Raw genomic sequence first — 13,791 nt, forward strand, 5'->3', positions numbered from 1 at the left:
ACGCCGCCTTCAGCTTTTAATCCTTGATGCGCGGTCGTCGCGCGAAATCGTCATTATGCAGATTAGAATGTTTAATTCGCCAGGCGCCTGACCACCAGCGACGCATTGGTGCCGCCGAATCCAAACGAATTCGACAATGCGACATTGATTTCGCGCGGCCTTGCCTTGTTCGGAACGAGATCGATCGCCGTCTCGACCGACGGGTTGTCGAGATTGATCGTCGGCGGCGCGACATTGTCCCGAATCGCGAGGACACAGAAAATTGCCTCGATGGCGCCGGCCGCGCCGAGCAGATGCCCGGTGGACGACTTGGTCGACGACATCGAGACCTTCGAGGCCGCGTTGCCGAGCAGCCGCTGTGCCGCACCGAGTTCGATCTCGTCGCCGAGCGGCGTCGAGGTGCCGTGCGCGTTGATGTAGTCGATGTCAGAGGCCGTCACGCCGGCGCGCTTCATCGCGGCGCTCATGCAGCGGTACGCGCCGTCGCCATCCTCGGCGGGAGCGGTAATGTGATAGGCATCGCCGGTCAGGCCGTAGCCCACGACTTCGGCGTAAATCTTCGCGCCGCGCTTTTTCGCGTGCTCGTATTCCTCGAGCACCACGACGCCGGCACCCTCGCCCATCACGAAGCCGTCGCGATCCTTGTCATAGGGCCGCGACGCGATGGTCGGATTGTCGTTGTACTTGGTGGCCATCGCGCGCAACGCGCAGAAGCCGCCCATGGCCAGCCGGTTGACGGCGGATTCCGCGCCGCCCGCCACCATGACGTCGGCATCGCCGAACGCGATCAGGCGGCTTGCGTCGCCAATGGCGTGCGCGCCGGTCGAACAGGCGGTGACCACCGCATGGTTCGGGCCCTTGAGCCCGTGCTTGATCGAGACATAGCCGGACGCAAGATTGATGAGACGGCCGGGAATGAAGAACGGCGACAGCTTGCGCGGGCCGCGCTCTTTCAGGATCACCGCGGCTTCACCGATTCCCTCGATGCCACCGATGCCGGAACCGATCATGGTGCCGGTGGCGCAGCGATCTTCCTCGGTGGTCGGGTGCCAGTTGGCGTCGTCGAGCGCCTGCGTCGCGGCGGCCATCGCGAAGACGATGAAATCATCGACCTTGCGCTGCTCCTTCGGCTCCATCCAGTCGTCGGGATTGAAGGTGCCGTTGGTGCCGTCGCCGCGCGGAACCACACATGCGATCTGGCAAGTCAGATCGGAAACGTCGAAATGCTCGATGCGCCTTGCACCGCTTTCGCCGTTGAGAATCCGTTTCCAGGTCGGCTCAACGCCATTGGCGAGCGGCGAAACCATGCCTAGGCCCGTGACGACAACCCGCCTCATACGTCCATCTCCGACTCATTCAGCAACGCCAAACCAGCGCCACTAAGACAGCAAGACGGCGGGTCGTTCGATTACAACCCGCCGCGCGTCGTCGTGGCTGCGCGTTGGCGTCAGCTCTTTGCGTTCTTCTCGAGGAACTTGGTGGCGTCGCCCACAGTGAGGATGGTTTCGGCGGCGTCGTCGGGAATTTCGCAGCCGAATTCCTCTTCGAACGCCATCACGAGTTCGACGGTGTCGAGGCTGTCAGCGCCGAGATCGTCGATAAAGCTCGCAGCATCGACAACCTTCTCGGGCTCGACACCAAGGTGCTCGACCACGATCTTCTTAACTCGCTCGCCAATCTCACTCATCGTTTAACCTCGTGCTTGTTCCATTAAACTCGACCGCAAAACGATACGAGCCCCTCGCGGTGCGAAAAATTACGAATTCGTGCCGTCCGTACCACGCGTTCCCGTACCCCGCCAGTCGAGCGGGATTACCGAAACGGCGGCTAGCGCCGGAACGGCAATATACGGGGTTTGGCGATCCTGCAATGGCGTTTTCCCCAACCGATTGCCGTTCGGTTACCATACTTCCCCGGAGTTGACCACACGGCCCCGGGTGGCGTCCAGCAGCCTTCCTGCTTGACAAAAAACCAGCGGGAACAAGGCTCAAATCATGGCCATTCCGCCGTTCACATGGATTGTCTGGCCGGTGACGTAGGCCGCCTCGTTGGACGCGAGATAAACGGCTGCGGCAGCGATGTCCTCCGGCGTCCCGAGCCGCCCGGCGGGCACCTTGGCGAGCACCCCTTCGCGTTGCTTTTCATTCAAAACGTCGGTCATCGGCGTTGCGATGAAACCGGGTGCGATGCAGTTGGCCGTCACGTTGCGGCGGGCGTATTCCGCGCCGACGGATTTCATCATTCCGATCAGCCCGGCCTTGGAGGCCGCGTAGTTGCCCTGCCCGGCGTTGCCGGTGACGCCGACCACCGATGTGATCGCGATGATTCGTCCGAACCGTTTGCGCATCATCAGCTTGGTCGCGGCGCGCGCGAGGCGAAACGTGGCGGTCAGGTTTACCCGGATGACGTCGTCAAAATCCTCGTCCTTCAACTGGACGAAAAGATTGTCGCGCGTGATGCCGGCATTGGCGACGAGAATGTCGAGCTGGCCCATTGCCTTCTCTGCGGCAGGAACCAGCGTTTCGACGTCCGCCATGTCCGACAGATTGCACGGCAGCACATGCACGCGCTCTTTCAACTCGCCGGCCAGCGTGTCGAGTGCTTCGCGCCGTGTGCCCGAGATCGAAACCGTCGCGCCTTGCGCGTGAAGCGCGCGCGCAATTGCGCCGCCGATGCCGCCGGTCGCGCCGGTGACGAGTGCGGTCTTGCCTGTCAAATCGAACATGTCGCCCCCTTGGATCGATCCCAAGTCAGAATTGGTGCACCGTTTGCCGCAAGAAAATGCCGCTCGTCAATGACCCCTGCCCAATCTCTTGTCACAAAACGGCACGAACCGGCCGGGTTTTCGCGGTCTGATGGCACCTCCCTTGCATATTTCTTCGCATCGCAACGGAGAACACGCCGATGGCCCCGACCCAAGTCCCGTTACATCCCGCCGGTCTGCAAAAAGTGCTCGGTCCGTTTCAGCTCTGGGGAATAGCCGTCGGGCTCGTGATCTCCGGAGAATATTTTGGATGGAGTTACGGCTGGAACACCGCGGGCACGCTCGGTTTTCTGGTCGCAACCGTGCTGGTCGCAACGATGTACACGACCTTCATCTTCAGCTTCACCGAACTGTCGACCGCAATTCCCCATGCAGGCGGCCCGTTCGCCTATGCGCGCCGCGCGTTCGGACCGACCGGCGGCTTCATCGCGGGCTTTGCGACCCTGGTCGAGTTCGTTTTCGCGCCACCTGCGATTTCTCTCGCCATCGGCGCTTATCTCAATGTGCAATTTCCGGGCATCAATCCCAAATTCTTCGCGCTCGGAGCTTATGTCATCTTCATCGCGCTGAACTGGATCGGCGTCGGCATCGCCGCTGCCTTTGAATTGTTCGTCACGGTGCTCGCCATTGCCGAACTACTGGTGTTCATGGGCGTGGTCGCGCCAGGATGGTCGATGGCGAATTTCGTCGCCAACGGCTGGGCCGGCAGCAATACACTCAATGGCGCCGCGATTTCCGGCATCTTCGCATCGATTCCATTCGCGATCTGGTTCTTCCTTGCGATCGAAGGCGCCGCGATGGCGGCCGAGGAAGCCAAGGATCCGCAACGCACGATTCCGGTCGCCTACGTCGCGGGCATTCTCACGCTGGTCCTGCTTGCATTCGGCGTCATGATCTTCGCCGGCGGTGTCGGCGACTGGAGCAAGCTCGCCAACATCAACGACCCACTCCCACAGGCCATGAAAGTCGTGGTCGGTGAAAACAGCGGCTGGCTGCACATGCTGGTGTGGATCGGCCTGTTCGGACTGATCGCTTCGTTCCACGGCATCATCATGGGCTATTCGCGCCAGATCTTCGCGCTGGCGCGCGCAGGCTATCTGCCGAAGACGTTCGCCGCGCTCAGCCCGCGCTTCAACACGCCGCATCGCGCACTGCTGGCGGGCGGTGTCATCGGCATCATCGCGATCTTCAGCGACGAATGGGTGCAGTTCGGCGGGCAGACGCTCACCGCCAACATCGTGACCATGTCGGTGTTCGGCGCGATCATCATGTATCTGATCTCGATGGCGGCGCTGTTCAAGCTTCGCCAGAGCGAGCCCGACCTGGTCCGGACCTACCGCGCGCCGTTCTATCCGGTGTTCCCGGCCATCGCCTTCGGACTGGGCCTCGTTTGCCTGTTCGCCATGGTGTGGTTCAATGCTATGCTGACGCTGCTGTTCCTCGTGCTGATGGCCCTCGCCTACGCCTACTTCAGAATGACGGCGGGTCAGCGCGACGCGGCAGCGCCGGACGAGATGCTGAGCGTCACCGCGAACTCCGTGCCCGCTGAGTAAGCCTCTGCAGCCGATGAGGTGAAAACCGTTGCTCTATCGCACCGCTATCGACCAGCAACTGTTCGCCTTCGATGACCTCAAGCAGGTGATGGCTTTCGCCAGCCCTGCGCGCTCGGGAGACACTCTCGCAGGCATCGGCGCCGCCACCGCGCAGGAGCGGATGGCGGCGCGCCACGTGCTGGCGGAAGTGCCGCTCAAGCAATTCCTCACAGAAGCGCTGATCCCCTACGAGGACGACAACATCACGCGGCTCATCATCGACAGCCACGATGCGAAGGCGTTCGCGCCGGTGTCGCACATGACCGTCGGCGATTTCCGCAACTGGCTGCTGTCCGACCAGGCGACGACCGAGGCGCTCGCAGCACTTGCGCGCGGCCTCACGCCGGAAATGGTCGCCGCCGTCTCCAAGATCATGCGCAATCAGGATCTGATCGCGGTGGCGCGCAAGGTTCGCGTCATCACCCGCTTCCGCGACACCATCGGACTTGAAGGCCATTTGTCGGTACGCCTGCAACCGAACCATCCCACCGACGACCTGCGCGGCGTGGCGGCGTCAACGCTCGACGGCTTGCTGATGGGGTCGGGCGATGCGGTGATCGGGCTCAACCCGGCGTCCGACAGCATGCCGGTGCTTGGCGATCTGTTGCGAATGCTGGATGAAGTCATCCAGCGCTTCGAAATACCGACCCAAAGCTGCGTGCTGACACATGTCACCAACACCGTAAAGCTTGCGGAAAGCGGTGCGCCGGTGGATCTCGTGTTCCAGTCGATCGGCGGCACCGAGAAAACCAATCTCTCCTTCGGCGTCACGCCGGAAATTCTGGATGAGGCACAGGACGCAGCGCTGTCGCTGAAGCGCGGCACCGTCGGCGACGACGTGATGTATTTCGAGACGGGACAAGGCAGCGCGCTGTCGGCCGACGCAAATTTCGGCGTCGATCAGCAAACCTGCGAGGCGCGCGCCTACGCGCTGGCGCGGCGCTACAAGCCGCTGCTGGTGAATACTGTGGTCGGCTTCATCGGCCCTGAATATCTCTACGACGGCAAGCAGATCATCCGCGCCGGTTTGGAGGATCATTTCTGCGGCAAGCTGCTCGGCCTGCCGCTCGGTTGCGACATCTGCTACACCAACCACGCCGAAGCCGATCAGGACGACATGGACACGCTGCTGGTGCTGCTCGGCACAGCCGGCATCAGCTTCATCATGGGCATTCCCGGCGCGGACGATGTGATGCTCAACTATCAGAGCACGTCGTTCCATGACGCACTCTTTCTGCGCGAAACACTCGGCCTGAAACGCGCGCCCGAGTTCGAGGCGTGGCTGCAACGGATGCAGATCACCGACGCCGCCGGACGCCTGCGACCGCCCTCGCCCAACGCGCTGCTCGGCGGCATGGGCAATCTCAAATCGCTGGTCGCATGACGAAAGATTCCGTCACACAAAGTCCTTGGGGCGATTGGCGCAGCGTCACGCCGGCGCGGCTTGCGCTTGGCCGCGTCGGTGCCGGGATGCCGACCGACGAGGTGCTGAGGTTCGGCTGGGCGCACGCGATGGCGCGCGATGCAATTCACGCTGCGCTCGATGTGCCGAAACTCGAAGCTGCGCTGCACGCACAAGGCTGGACCACTGCCCATGTGCGCAGCCACGCGCCGGATCGCACCACCTATTTGCGCAGGCCGGACCTCGGCCGCGTGATCGACCCCGACGAGATCGCGAAGTTGCGCGCAGAACCGATCCTGCCGAGCGACGTCTGTATCGTGGTCGGCGACGGGCTGTCGGCGCTGGCTGTGGACCGCCACGCAGCACCACTGCTCGCGGCACTGAAGCCGCTTCTTGCGGAGGAGCTGAAGCGCGCGCCGGTCGTCATCGCCACGCAGGCCCGCGTCGCGCTGGCTGACGAGATCGCGGAACTGTTGAAAGCAAGGTTGTCGATCATGCTGATCGGCGAGCGGCCGGGGCTGAGTTCACCCGACAGTCTCGGCATCTACATCACCCATGCGCCGTTCAAGGGCCGCAACGATGCCGGACGCAACTGCATTTCCAATGTTCGGCCCGAAGGACTGAGTTATGCCGCTGCCGCATTCAAGCTGGCGTGGCTGGTGCGCGAGGCGCTGGGCCGTGGACTCACCGGCGTGGACCTGAAGGACGAAAGCGATCTGGCGCTACTCGGGGACCGAAACGCAGCGCGCTTGTCAGCGTCGGACAAGAAATAAATCAGGTCATGTTGGTTTCTTTTTCGGCTTCATGGTCGTGACTTTGTAGACCTTGCCGGTCTTGTCATACGTGGTCCATTCGCCCGTCTGCTCGCCGTCCTCGAAATGACCGGAGCGCATCCGCACACCGTCTTTGCGGAACCACTCCCAGTAACCAGTCATGACTCCGTCAATAGTCTGACCGCGCGCCCAGACGCTGCCGTCCTTGTGATACTGGATGTGAGTTTCCGGTTTGGCTTTCTTCTTCAAGGCTCGTCCTCCGCGAAGGCATCTTACCCAAACTGACCGCCGCACACAGCGCGGTGATTATGCGTCGGCGCGAGACAGGCCGCGCGTTTTCGCAAAATAAAAGCCGCGCCACCCGAAGGTGACGCGGCCATGGCCGTTCTGTTGCTAGGTGGACCTACCCCGAATGGTTACGCCGCGAGGCGCACTTCATTCATGCGAACGTTATCGTTTGCATTTAGGTTTTGACCCGATAACGGCGGTATCATGCCGAGCACACTTCAAAGCTTCTTCACGGCCATCGAACCTATTTCGCCCCCATCAGAAACGGTTGAACCTGCCAGCTCTAACCGCTTCTGGTGGAGGCGCCGGGGTACTGCCCCCCGGGTCTGCCCGTAGTCCGCCTTGAGATTCAGCGCCATCGTCTTGCGACAGAACCAATATATGCGAGATTTCGCGCTTTGTAAGGTGCAAAAAGCCCGCGCTCCGGTGCGGCAACAGGCAGCAGCGAGGAACGGAACCTACTTCGCCGCAGCAAGCGCGGCCTTCGCAGCCTCGATGTCGGCTGGTCCACCGACCGACACCCCGACGGCGCCGTCTGCGATGCGCTTGACCAAGCCCGACAGAACCTTGCCCGCGCCGATTTCGAGAAAATGCGTCACGCCTTGCGACGCCATGTACGCAACACTCTCGCGCCAGCGCACGGTGCCGGTGACCTGCTCAACCAGCCGCTTGCGGATTTCATCCGGATCGGTGATCGCGGTCGCCAGCACGTTGGAAACCAGCGGCGCTTTCGGCTTGTTGATGGTGACGCTAGCCAGCGCCTGCGCCATTGCATCGGCGGCGGGCTGCATCAGGCGGCAATGGAACGGCGCGGACACCGGCAGCAGCATGGCGCGCTTGGCGCCCTTGGTCTTGGCGATTTCGAGCGCGCGCTCGACGGCGGCCTTGTCGCCGGACACCACAACCTGTCCGCCGCCATTGTCGTTGGCGGCCTGACAAACCTGCCCCTGCGCGGCTTCTTCCGCAACCGCCACCGCGGCCTCGTAATCGAGGCCCAGCAATGCCGCCATCGCGCCGACACCAACCGGCACGGCTTTCTGCATGGCGAGGCCGCGCGTGCGCAGCAGCTTCGCCGTGTCGCTGATGGTGAAACTGCCGGCGGCGGCCAGCGCCGAATATTCGCCAAGCGAATGACCGGCGACGAAGGCCGCATCGCGCGCGATGTCGATACCCGCTTCAGTCTCCAGCACGCGCAGCGTCGCCAGCGACACCGCCATCAGCGCGGGCTGCGCGTTTTCGGTGAGTTGCAGCGTCTCTGCCGGACCGTCCCAGATGATGGCCGTCAGCTTTTCACCCAGCGCTGCATCCACCTCGTCGAACACGGCGCGGGCTGCCGGAAATGCGTCGGCTAGTGCCTTGCCCATACCGACGGTCTGCGATCCCTGCCCCGGAAATGTGAATGCTGCAGTCATGGAAGTCCCCTCAAAACGATAGGCCGTAAGACACCGCCGGGGCGGCCAGTGTCAAGCTGTGGTGCCGCGGCGCGACGACGAATCGGCCACTGGCTTGCTCGCCCGCTGACCCGGCAGGCCATTGAACGACCCAATTGGAACAGTATCCACCGCTGCGCGTTTTCAGTACGGGGCACCCAACCGGAGTGCGCACCATGGAAAATGATCCGCGCAAGCCACAGACGCTAGCTCTCGCCCCGGTCCTGATTTTCGCGCTGGTGCTGGTCGCCGTATTCGGGGCGGCGCTGGTGACGGCCTTCGACCGCAACCCGGTCGTTGTCACCGCCGTGGACAACCCGCCGCCAGGCACAACGGGACTGGCAAAGTATCGACCGACAACGGAGCGGCGCTGATTATGAATAACAATCTGGATGACGCCTTCGGCGGCAAGCGCGCCTATCACAAGTTCCTGTGGGGCGCGCTCATCGGCGTCGTCATTCTGGGCGGGGCGCTGACCTATTCCAGCCAGCGCATGGACGTCGGCAAGGTATTTCCGATTGTCGGGCCTCCCGACAATGCCGGGGCGTCAAAATCGGCGGATGCTAAATAGGCGCGACTGCCGGCCAGACGCACCGGAAACAGCTACAGATGGGCTTTTCAGGGCCAAATCGGCCCTGTTTTGCCTTGCACCCAGCGCCGAAACCCTTATAACGCGCCTATCCGTGGATCCCGGCCGGGAGCTGAACGGACGGTCTCAGCAATTTCACCTTTGGCGAATTTGATGTGACAGGGCCAGTCGGTCCGTCGTCCCGTGCTTCCGCCTTCTGAGCAATATCGAGTCCTTTCCGAAGGTCTCGAAGGGCTTGCCGCCAGGAACCGCGCTAACATTGGAAAGGACTCCCATGCCTCTTTATGAGCATGTTTTTCTCGCGCGTCAGGATGCGAGCGCCCAGCAGGTCGAGGAATTCACCACGCAGATTACCGGCGTGATCGAAGGTCTCGGCGGCAAGGTCACCAAGACCGAGAACTGGGGCGTGCGCTCCCTCACCTATCGCATGAACAAGAACCGTAAGGCGCATTTCATGCTGCTGAACATCGACGGCCCCGCAGCGGTGGTCGCCGAGATCGAGCGGCAGGAACGCATCAGCGAAGACATCATCCGTTACATCACCGTTCGCGTCGACGAACTGGAGGAAGGCCCCTCCGCCATGATGCGCAAGTCCGAGCGTGACCGCGACGAGCGCGGTGGCGGCGGCTTCCGTGGCGACCGTGAAGGCGGCGGCTTCCGTGGCGGCGATCGTGAAGGCGGTGGCTTCCGTGGTGATCGTGGTCCGCGCCGTCCGCGTGATGAAGACGCAACCGCGTCGGTAGAGGAGTAAGAACCATGGCTGAAGCAGGTGCACGCCGTCCGTTCTTCCGTCGCCGCAAGACGTGCCCGTTCACGGGACCGAACGCGCCGAAGATCGACTACAAGGATTCGAAGTTGCTGATGCGTTACGTGTCCGAGCGCGGCAAGATCGTGCCGAGCCGCATCACGGCCGTGTCGGCCATCAAGCAGCGTGAACTCGCCCGCGCCATCAAGCGCTCGCGGTTCCTCGGTCTGCTGCCTTACGTGATCCGCTAAGACAATCAGAACCGGCGGATCAATCCGCCGGTTCTTCTCATAACACCACGGCGTCGTGCCTCGGTGGATGGTTGGGGTTCCAAAGACCTCTAACCGCTCGAAAGGAGCGGGACAGCTGATGATGACAGGTATCCTCATTGCACTGGCGGCCGGCCTCGCGTCGGCGACGATGTTCGCGTCCATCGTTTCGGGCGCGCTGATTTCGCTCGTGCTGTTTTACCTCGCGCCGCTGCCCCTGATGGTGGCCGCGCTGGGTTGGGGATCGGCGACCGCGCTGATCGGCGGCATCGTTGCGGCACTCGGCCTCGGCTTCATCTTCGGCATTCCCTACATGGCTGCCTTCGCGCTCACCATCGCCTTGCCGGCCTGGTGGCTCGGACACCTGGCGCTGCTTGCGCGTCCGGTCTCGAACGATCCGCAACTCGCCAATCTTGCGCCGGTGCTCGACTGGTATCCGACCGGGCGCATCCTGGCATGGGCGGCGCTGTTTGCGGTCATCACCACGGTCAGCGCGCTGCTGACTCTCGGCTCCGACGACGCCACGATCAACGCCGCGCTGCGCCGCGGCCTGCAACGCATCATGGGCGGCCGCGGGACGGCCGTTCCCTCGGGCGAAACCGACCGCGTGGTCGATGCGCTGGTCGCAGTCGCACCGGGCGCCGCCACCATCATCGCGATGATGACGCTGACGCTCAATCTGTGGCTCGCCGCGAAAATCACGGCGACGTCCGGCCGGATGAAGCGGCCGTGGCCCGACCTGCGCACCACCATGCTGCCGCGGATGATGCTTGTCGCATTGCTGATCGCGGTTGCGCTGTGTTTCGTCGGCGGACTGCTGGCCATGCTGGCCCAGATCGCAAGCAGCGCGATGCTGATGGCCTACGCCATCACCGGCTTCGCTGTGCTTCATACCGTGACACAGACGTTCTCGGGCCGCAGCTTCGTGCTCGGCGCGGCCTATGCCGGGACACTGTTCATCGGCTGGCCGCTGCTCGGAATGATCAGCCTTGGCCTCGCCGACGCCGTCTTTGGAATTCGACAAGCCTACTGGACGCGGCGCGGGCCACCGCCCATGCCGACAACCTGAAGTTCAACTCTCACTCTGAAATCCAACTCAACCTTTAGATCGAACGGAGAATTCAAAATGGAAGTCATTCTGCTGGAGCGCGTGGCGAAACTCGGCCAAATGGGCGATGTGGTCAAAGTGAAGGACGGGTTCGCCCGTAACTTCCTGCTCAAGCGCAACAAGGCGCTGCGCGCGACCAAGGACAACCGCGAGAAGTACGACGGCATGAAGGCCGACCTCGAGGCCAAGAACATTCAGGCCAAGGGCGAAGCGACCAAGGTCGCCGAGAAGATCGACGGACGTAATGTCGTCATCATCCGTCAGGCGTCGGAAACCGGCCAGCTTTACGGCTCGGTGTCGGTGCGCGACATCATGGCGGCGCTGGAGAAGGACGGCGTCTCGCTGAACCGCTCGCAGGTTCTGCTCGACGCGCCGATCAAGACCATCGGCCAGCACAAGATCACCATCGCGGTGCATCCGGAAGTCGAAGTGCATGTTTCGACGACGGTGGCGCGCTCCGAGGTGGAAGCCGAACGCATCAACCGCGGCGAAGACGTCAACAGCCGTCAGGAAGACCGCGACGCGGCTGCCGAGGCGATCGCCGCCGCCGGCGAGTTCTTCGATCCGGAAGCGCAGCACGACGACGTTGCCGAACCGGCCGCTCCTGCCGAAGAGAAATAAGGCTCCGGCACCAGCCATCTGCGAAAAAAGCCCGGCCTCATCGAGGCCGGGCTTTTTGTTTAGCTGACGACCATCGGCGCGATGGCCTGATCGATCATCGCAATCGATGCCAGCGCGGTGGCCGTATGCTTTTCCGAGCCATCGATCACACAGAACACATCCGCCGCAACCACCGAGACCTGACGTCCCGGCTTGATCACGCGCGCGCGGCAGATCAATCGCTCGCCCGATGCCGGCGACAGCAAGTTCAGTTTATACTCGGCGGTCAACGCGGCCTGCCCCTTGACCGTGGCGGCGGCGATGGTCGTCGCATTGTCGATCAGGAACGCCGTGACACCGCCGTGGAAAAATCCATTCTGTTGCAACAACTCCGGACGGCGGTCGACGGACAGCACACAGCCGCCGCGCGTGAGATCGCTCACTTCGGCGCCGACATGAGTCATGAAGCCCTGACGCATGACGTTGCTGCGAATATGATCGGCAATCGGCGCGAATTCCGCATCGGCCTGAAGCATCATCGATCTCCGTGTGTGGTCAGCGCGCGAACCGCGCAGGCGATCAGCACCTCGGCATGGTCGCGCGGATCGGACGGATCGCGGCCCGACAGCCACGCCCGGCAGACGAACTGCGCCGGGCCGATGATCTGGCTGAAGAACAGCGAGGCCTGCATCGGCAGCAATTCGCCGCTTGCGACCAGCGGCGCGCGCCAGGCCTCGACGCCTTCCGCGACCGTCGCATTCCGCGCCTTGCGCGCATCGCGCACGTCCTTCGCCCACTCGCTGCGCGAAATCTCGAACAAAAAATTGGCTTCGCGGCGGTTGTCGACGACCCATGCCAGATGCGTGCGGATCAAGCGCGCGATGCCCTCCTCCGCGCCGGGCGGAGGATCAATCACATCGAGCATGGCGATGTGATAGCGCCGCAGCACTTCGAGAAACAACGTGCCGGCCAGTTCGCGCTTGGAGCCGAAGAAGTGAAAGAAGCTGCCGTTCGATGCGCCCGCACGCTGGCGGATCGCAGCCACTGTCGCACCCTCGAAACCGTCGCGCTCGAACACAGCGAGCGCCGCATCCAGCAGATCGTCGCGGGCACCAGACATGGCCGATCAACTCCGAGCGTGAGAGACGCTAGATCATTGCTCTAGAGTAATACTCTAGTCAAGGCAATCAAAGGCGTCGACCGCGTTTCCACGGACCATTCGGTGCTCGGTTCGAATTTAACGGGAGATCGGCGGTTCTGGCTTGCCGGCGGGCACAACCGACGCGCTGGGGGCAGCGGCTTTCGGAGCCGGCGGCGGACCCATATCGATCGTCAGCGGGCCGGAGGGAATCTCGACCTTCGGCGGAGCAGCGGCCACCTCGGCGGGCCTCTCCGCTTCCTTTGGCCGATTCTCGCCATCCTTCGGCGCAGGCGTGACAGCCGGAACGGGATCCGGGCGTGTGCCTTCGACCTTGGCGGTTTCAGACTTGGCAGTTTCAGACTTGGCTGCATCAGACTTTGCTGAATCAGGATTGGCCGAATCAGATTTGGCTGAATCCGGCTTGCCCGCGTCAGGCGCGCCTGAGGCGGATTTGGCCGCTTCGTCCTTGCCGGGCTGATCCTTCGCGGCCTCGTGCCGGTCCTCGATCTTCGGCGGTGCGCCGTCCTTGCCGGCCTTGCTTCGGGCTGCTTGCCGCGCCGCTCTGCGCTCGGCGGCGGCCTTTTGGCGGGCGGTCTGGGCATGTTCAGGAGTCGCGCCCTCCAGCCCGTCAGCATCGGGCTTCGAGGCTTCGCGCGTGGGCTTGCGGCCCTTGCTTGCTTGTTCGGGACTGGGCTCCTGGGACGGTTTCGCGCCGCCTTTGGCTTCCTGGCCTTGCCGGGTCAGATTTCCCCCGCCCGGCGCTGCGTTGGCCGCGCCATTGGACAGGACATAGGCGCTCATGGCCGCGGCCATGTCTGAACTCGTGGTGTAGTGCTGGCGGAGGAAACCCGGCAGCGATCCCGGTGAAACACCCTTCAGCAATCCGCGCGCGCTCTTGTGGCACAGCGAACAGGTGCTGGAGAAAATCTGGGACGGAGGCTTGCCGGCTTCGAGATTCTGCGCCCGCGCCGGGATCGTCCCGAAACAGCCCAACACAAAAGCCACCGCCGCCAAAATGAGCGCTCGGCTCAACATCCAAGGTCTCCAGATATACAGCCGGTCAGGGGTCAAAGACGTTCGACCCCGCCCT

At 63.0% G+C, this 13,791-nt stretch carries 17 protein-coding genes and 1 other RNA gene; 9 read left to right on the plus strand and 9 right to left on the minus strand.

The genetic code is table 11. The annotated features are described in order from the left end of the window. Positions 1–71: 71 nt before the first annotated feature. The 3 genes from fabF to fabG all read right to left on the minus strand — a co-directional run bounded on the left by fabF (position 72) and on the right by fabG (position 2,725). The gene (gene fabF, locus AC1RKJ_RS03075) at positions 72–1,337 is read right to left on the minus strand and encodes a beta-ketoacyl-ACP synthase II (protein ID WP_492789429.1); all 1,266 of its coding nucleotides are present in this window, start codon (positions 1,335–1,337) and stop codon (positions 72–74) included. Between the two features lie 110 nt (positions 1,338–1,447). Then, positions 1,448–1,687 carry an acyl carrier protein gene (locus AC1RKJ_RS03080; protein WP_006020277.1) on the minus strand — a complete coding sequence of 80 codons (240 nt, stop codon included), beginning with the start codon at positions 1,685–1,687 and terminating at the stop codon, positions 1,448–1,450. Between the two features lie 300 nt (positions 1,688–1,987). Next, a complete protein-coding gene (fabG, locus tag AC1RKJ_RS03085; protein WP_492789430.1) occupies positions 1,988–2,725 on the minus strand; it encodes a 3-oxoacyl-[acyl-carrier-protein] reductase in 738 nt (245 codons plus the stop codon). A 179-nt stretch (positions 2,726–2,904) separates the two neighbouring features. On the opposite strand from fabG, the gene eat reads away from it, so the two are divergent. From eat to eutC, 3 genes are read left to right on the plus strand one after another with little or no spacing between them, the layout of a single operon-like run. Beyond that, a complete protein-coding gene (gene eat / locus AC1RKJ_RS03090) occupies positions 2,905–4,317 on the plus strand; it encodes an ethanolamine permease (protein ID WP_492789431.1) in 1,413 nt (470 codons plus the stop codon). A 28-nt stretch (positions 4,318–4,345) separates the two neighbouring features. Next, positions 4,346–5,740: an ethanolamine ammonia-lyase subunit EutB gene (locus AC1RKJ_RS03095; protein ID WP_492789432.1), complete on the plus strand. Its 1,395-nt coding sequence runs from the start codon at positions 4,346–4,348 to the stop codon at positions 5,738–5,740. Beyond that, positions 5,737–6,531, plus strand: a complete 795-nt coding sequence (gene eutC / locus AC1RKJ_RS03100; protein ID WP_492789433.1) for an ethanolamine ammonia-lyase subunit EutC — start codon at positions 5,737–5,739, stop codon at positions 6,529–6,531. Before AC1RKJ_RS03095 ends, eutC begins: the two co-directional genes overlap by 4 nt. 6 nt (positions 6,532–6,537) lie before the next feature. Here the strand turns inward: eutC and AC1RKJ_RS03105 are convergent, their stop codons facing one another. The 3 genes from AC1RKJ_RS03105 to fabD all read right to left on the minus strand — a co-directional run bounded on the left by AC1RKJ_RS03105 (position 6,538) and on the right by fabD (position 8,231). Then, positions 6,538–6,780 (minus strand): toxin-antitoxin system YwqK family antitoxin, encoded by a 243-nt coding sequence (locus tag AC1RKJ_RS03105; protein ID WP_492789434.1) that lies wholly within the window; start codon positions 6,778–6,780, stop codon positions 6,538–6,540. Positions 6,781–6,905: 125 nt separating this feature from the next. Beyond that, positions 6,906–7,227, minus strand: a transfer-messenger RNA (tmRNA) gene (ssrA, locus tag AC1RKJ_RS03110). A gap of 50 nt (positions 7,228–7,277) precedes the next feature. Further along, entirely contained in the window at positions 7,278–8,231 is a 954-nt protein-coding gene (gene fabD, locus AC1RKJ_RS03115) for an ACP S-malonyltransferase (RefSeq protein WP_492789435.1), read from the minus strand. A gap of 194 nt (positions 8,232–8,425) precedes the next feature. Between fabD and AC1RKJ_RS03120 the strand changes: the two genes are divergently transcribed. The 6 genes from AC1RKJ_RS03120 to rplI all read left to right on the plus strand — a co-directional run bounded on the left by AC1RKJ_RS03120 (position 8,426) and on the right by rplI (position 11,581). Beyond that, entirely contained in the window at positions 8,426–8,623 is a 198-nt protein-coding gene (locus tag AC1RKJ_RS03120; protein ID WP_492789436.1) for a hypothetical protein, read from the plus strand. Between the two features lie 2 nt (positions 8,624–8,625). Beyond that, a complete protein-coding gene (locus AC1RKJ_RS03125; RefSeq protein ID WP_492789437.1) occupies positions 8,626–8,820 on the plus strand; it encodes a hypothetical protein in 195 nt (64 codons plus the stop codon). Positions 8,821–9,112: 292 nt separating this feature from the next. After that, positions 9,113–9,589 (plus strand): 30S ribosomal protein S6, encoded by a 477-nt coding sequence (gene rpsF / locus AC1RKJ_RS03130; protein ID WP_492789438.1) that lies wholly within the window; start codon positions 9,113–9,115, stop codon positions 9,587–9,589. Positions 9,590–9,594: 5 nt separating this feature from the next. Next, positions 9,595–9,834, plus strand: coding sequence for a 30S ribosomal protein S18 (gene rpsR, locus AC1RKJ_RS03135; protein WP_492789439.1), 240 nt, complete (start codon positions 9,595–9,597; stop codon positions 9,832–9,834). 118 nt (positions 9,835–9,952) lie between these two features. Further along, positions 9,953–10,921 (plus strand): DUF2232 domain-containing protein, encoded by a 969-nt coding sequence (locus tag AC1RKJ_RS03140; RefSeq protein ID WP_492789440.1) that lies wholly within the window; start codon positions 9,953–9,955, stop codon positions 10,919–10,921. Positions 10,922–10,978: 57 nt separating this feature from the next. Further along, entirely contained in the window at positions 10,979–11,581 is a 603-nt protein-coding gene (gene rplI / locus AC1RKJ_RS03145; protein WP_492789441.1) for a 50S ribosomal protein L9, read from the plus strand. Between the two features lie 59 nt (positions 11,582–11,640). On the opposite strand, the gene AC1RKJ_RS03150 is transcribed toward rplI, so the two are convergent. The 3 genes from AC1RKJ_RS03150 to AC1RKJ_RS03160 all read right to left on the minus strand — a co-directional run bounded on the left by AC1RKJ_RS03150 (position 11,641) and on the right by AC1RKJ_RS03160 (position 13,736). Then, positions 11,641–12,099: a PaaI family thioesterase gene (locus AC1RKJ_RS03150; RefSeq protein ID WP_492789442.1), complete on the minus strand. Its 459-nt coding sequence runs from the start codon at positions 12,097–12,099 to the stop codon at positions 11,641–11,643. Continuing rightward, entirely contained in the window at positions 12,096–12,680 is a 585-nt protein-coding gene (locus AC1RKJ_RS03155) for a TetR/AcrR family transcriptional regulator (RefSeq protein ID WP_492789443.1), read from the minus strand. The genes AC1RKJ_RS03150 and AC1RKJ_RS03155 overlap by 4 nt, the downstream gene beginning before the upstream one ends. A gap of 117 nt (positions 12,681–12,797) precedes the next feature. Further along, entirely contained in the window at positions 12,798–13,736 is a 939-nt protein-coding gene (locus AC1RKJ_RS03160; RefSeq protein ID WP_492789444.1) for a hypothetical protein, read from the minus strand. Positions 13,737–13,791 lie beyond the last annotated feature (55 nt).

Source organism: Afipia sp. GW822-FHT04G07 (assembly GCF_058800765.1).

Bases quoted from the DNA above. Each gene is read 5' to 3' on its own strand.
- eutC (WP_492789433.1), top strand. From the start codon at position 5,737: ATGACGAAAGATTCCGTCACACAAAGTCCTTGGGGCGATTGGCGCAGC.
- eat (WP_492789431.1), top strand. From the start codon at position 2,905: ATGGCCCCGACCCAAGTCCCGTTACATCCCGCCGGTCTGCAAAAAGTG.
- AC1RKJ_RS03140 (WP_492789440.1), top strand. From the start codon at position 9,953: ATGATGACAGGTATCCTCATTGCACTGGCGGCCGGCCTCGCGTCGGCG.
- rpsR (WP_492789439.1), top strand. From the start codon at position 9,595: ATGGCTGAAGCAGGTGCACGCCGTCCGTTCTTCCGTCGCCGCAAGACG.
- rpsF (WP_492789438.1), top strand. From the start codon at position 9,113: ATGCCTCTTTATGAGCATGTTTTTCTCGCGCGTCAGGATGCGAGCGCC.
- fabG (WP_492789430.1), bottom strand. From the start codon at position 2,725: ATGTTCGATTTGACAGGCAAGACCGCACTCGTCACCGGCGCGACCGGC.
- fabF (WP_492789429.1), bottom strand. From the start codon at position 1,337: ATGAGGCGGGTTGTCGTCACGGGCCTAGGCATGGTTTCGCCGCTCGCC.
- AC1RKJ_RS03160 (WP_492789444.1), bottom strand. From the start codon at position 13,736: ATGTTGAGCCGAGCGCTCATTTTGGCGGCGGTGGCTTTTGTGTTGGGC.
- AC1RKJ_RS03150 (WP_492789442.1), bottom strand. From the start codon at position 12,099: ATGATGCTTCAGGCCGATGCGGAATTCGCGCCGATTGCCGATCATATT.
- AC1RKJ_RS03155 (WP_492789443.1), bottom strand. From the start codon at position 12,680: ATGTCTGGTGCCCGCGACGATCTGCTGGATGCGGCGCTCGCTGTGTTC.
- AC1RKJ_RS03125 (WP_492789437.1), top strand. From the start codon at position 8,626: ATGAATAACAATCTGGATGACGCCTTCGGCGGCAAGCGCGCCTATCAC.
- AC1RKJ_RS03120 (WP_492789436.1), top strand. From the start codon at position 8,426: ATGGAAAATGATCCGCGCAAGCCACAGACGCTAGCTCTCGCCCCGGTC.
- AC1RKJ_RS03080 (WP_006020277.1), bottom strand. From the start codon at position 1,687: ATGAGTGAGATTGGCGAGCGAGTTAAGAAGATCGTGGTCGAGCACCTT.
- fabD (WP_492789435.1), bottom strand. From the start codon at position 8,231: ATGACTGCAGCATTCACATTTCCGGGGCAGGGATCGCAGACCGTCGGT.
- rplI (WP_492789441.1), top strand. From the start codon at position 10,979: ATGGAAGTCATTCTGCTGGAGCGCGTGGCGAAACTCGGCCAAATGGGC.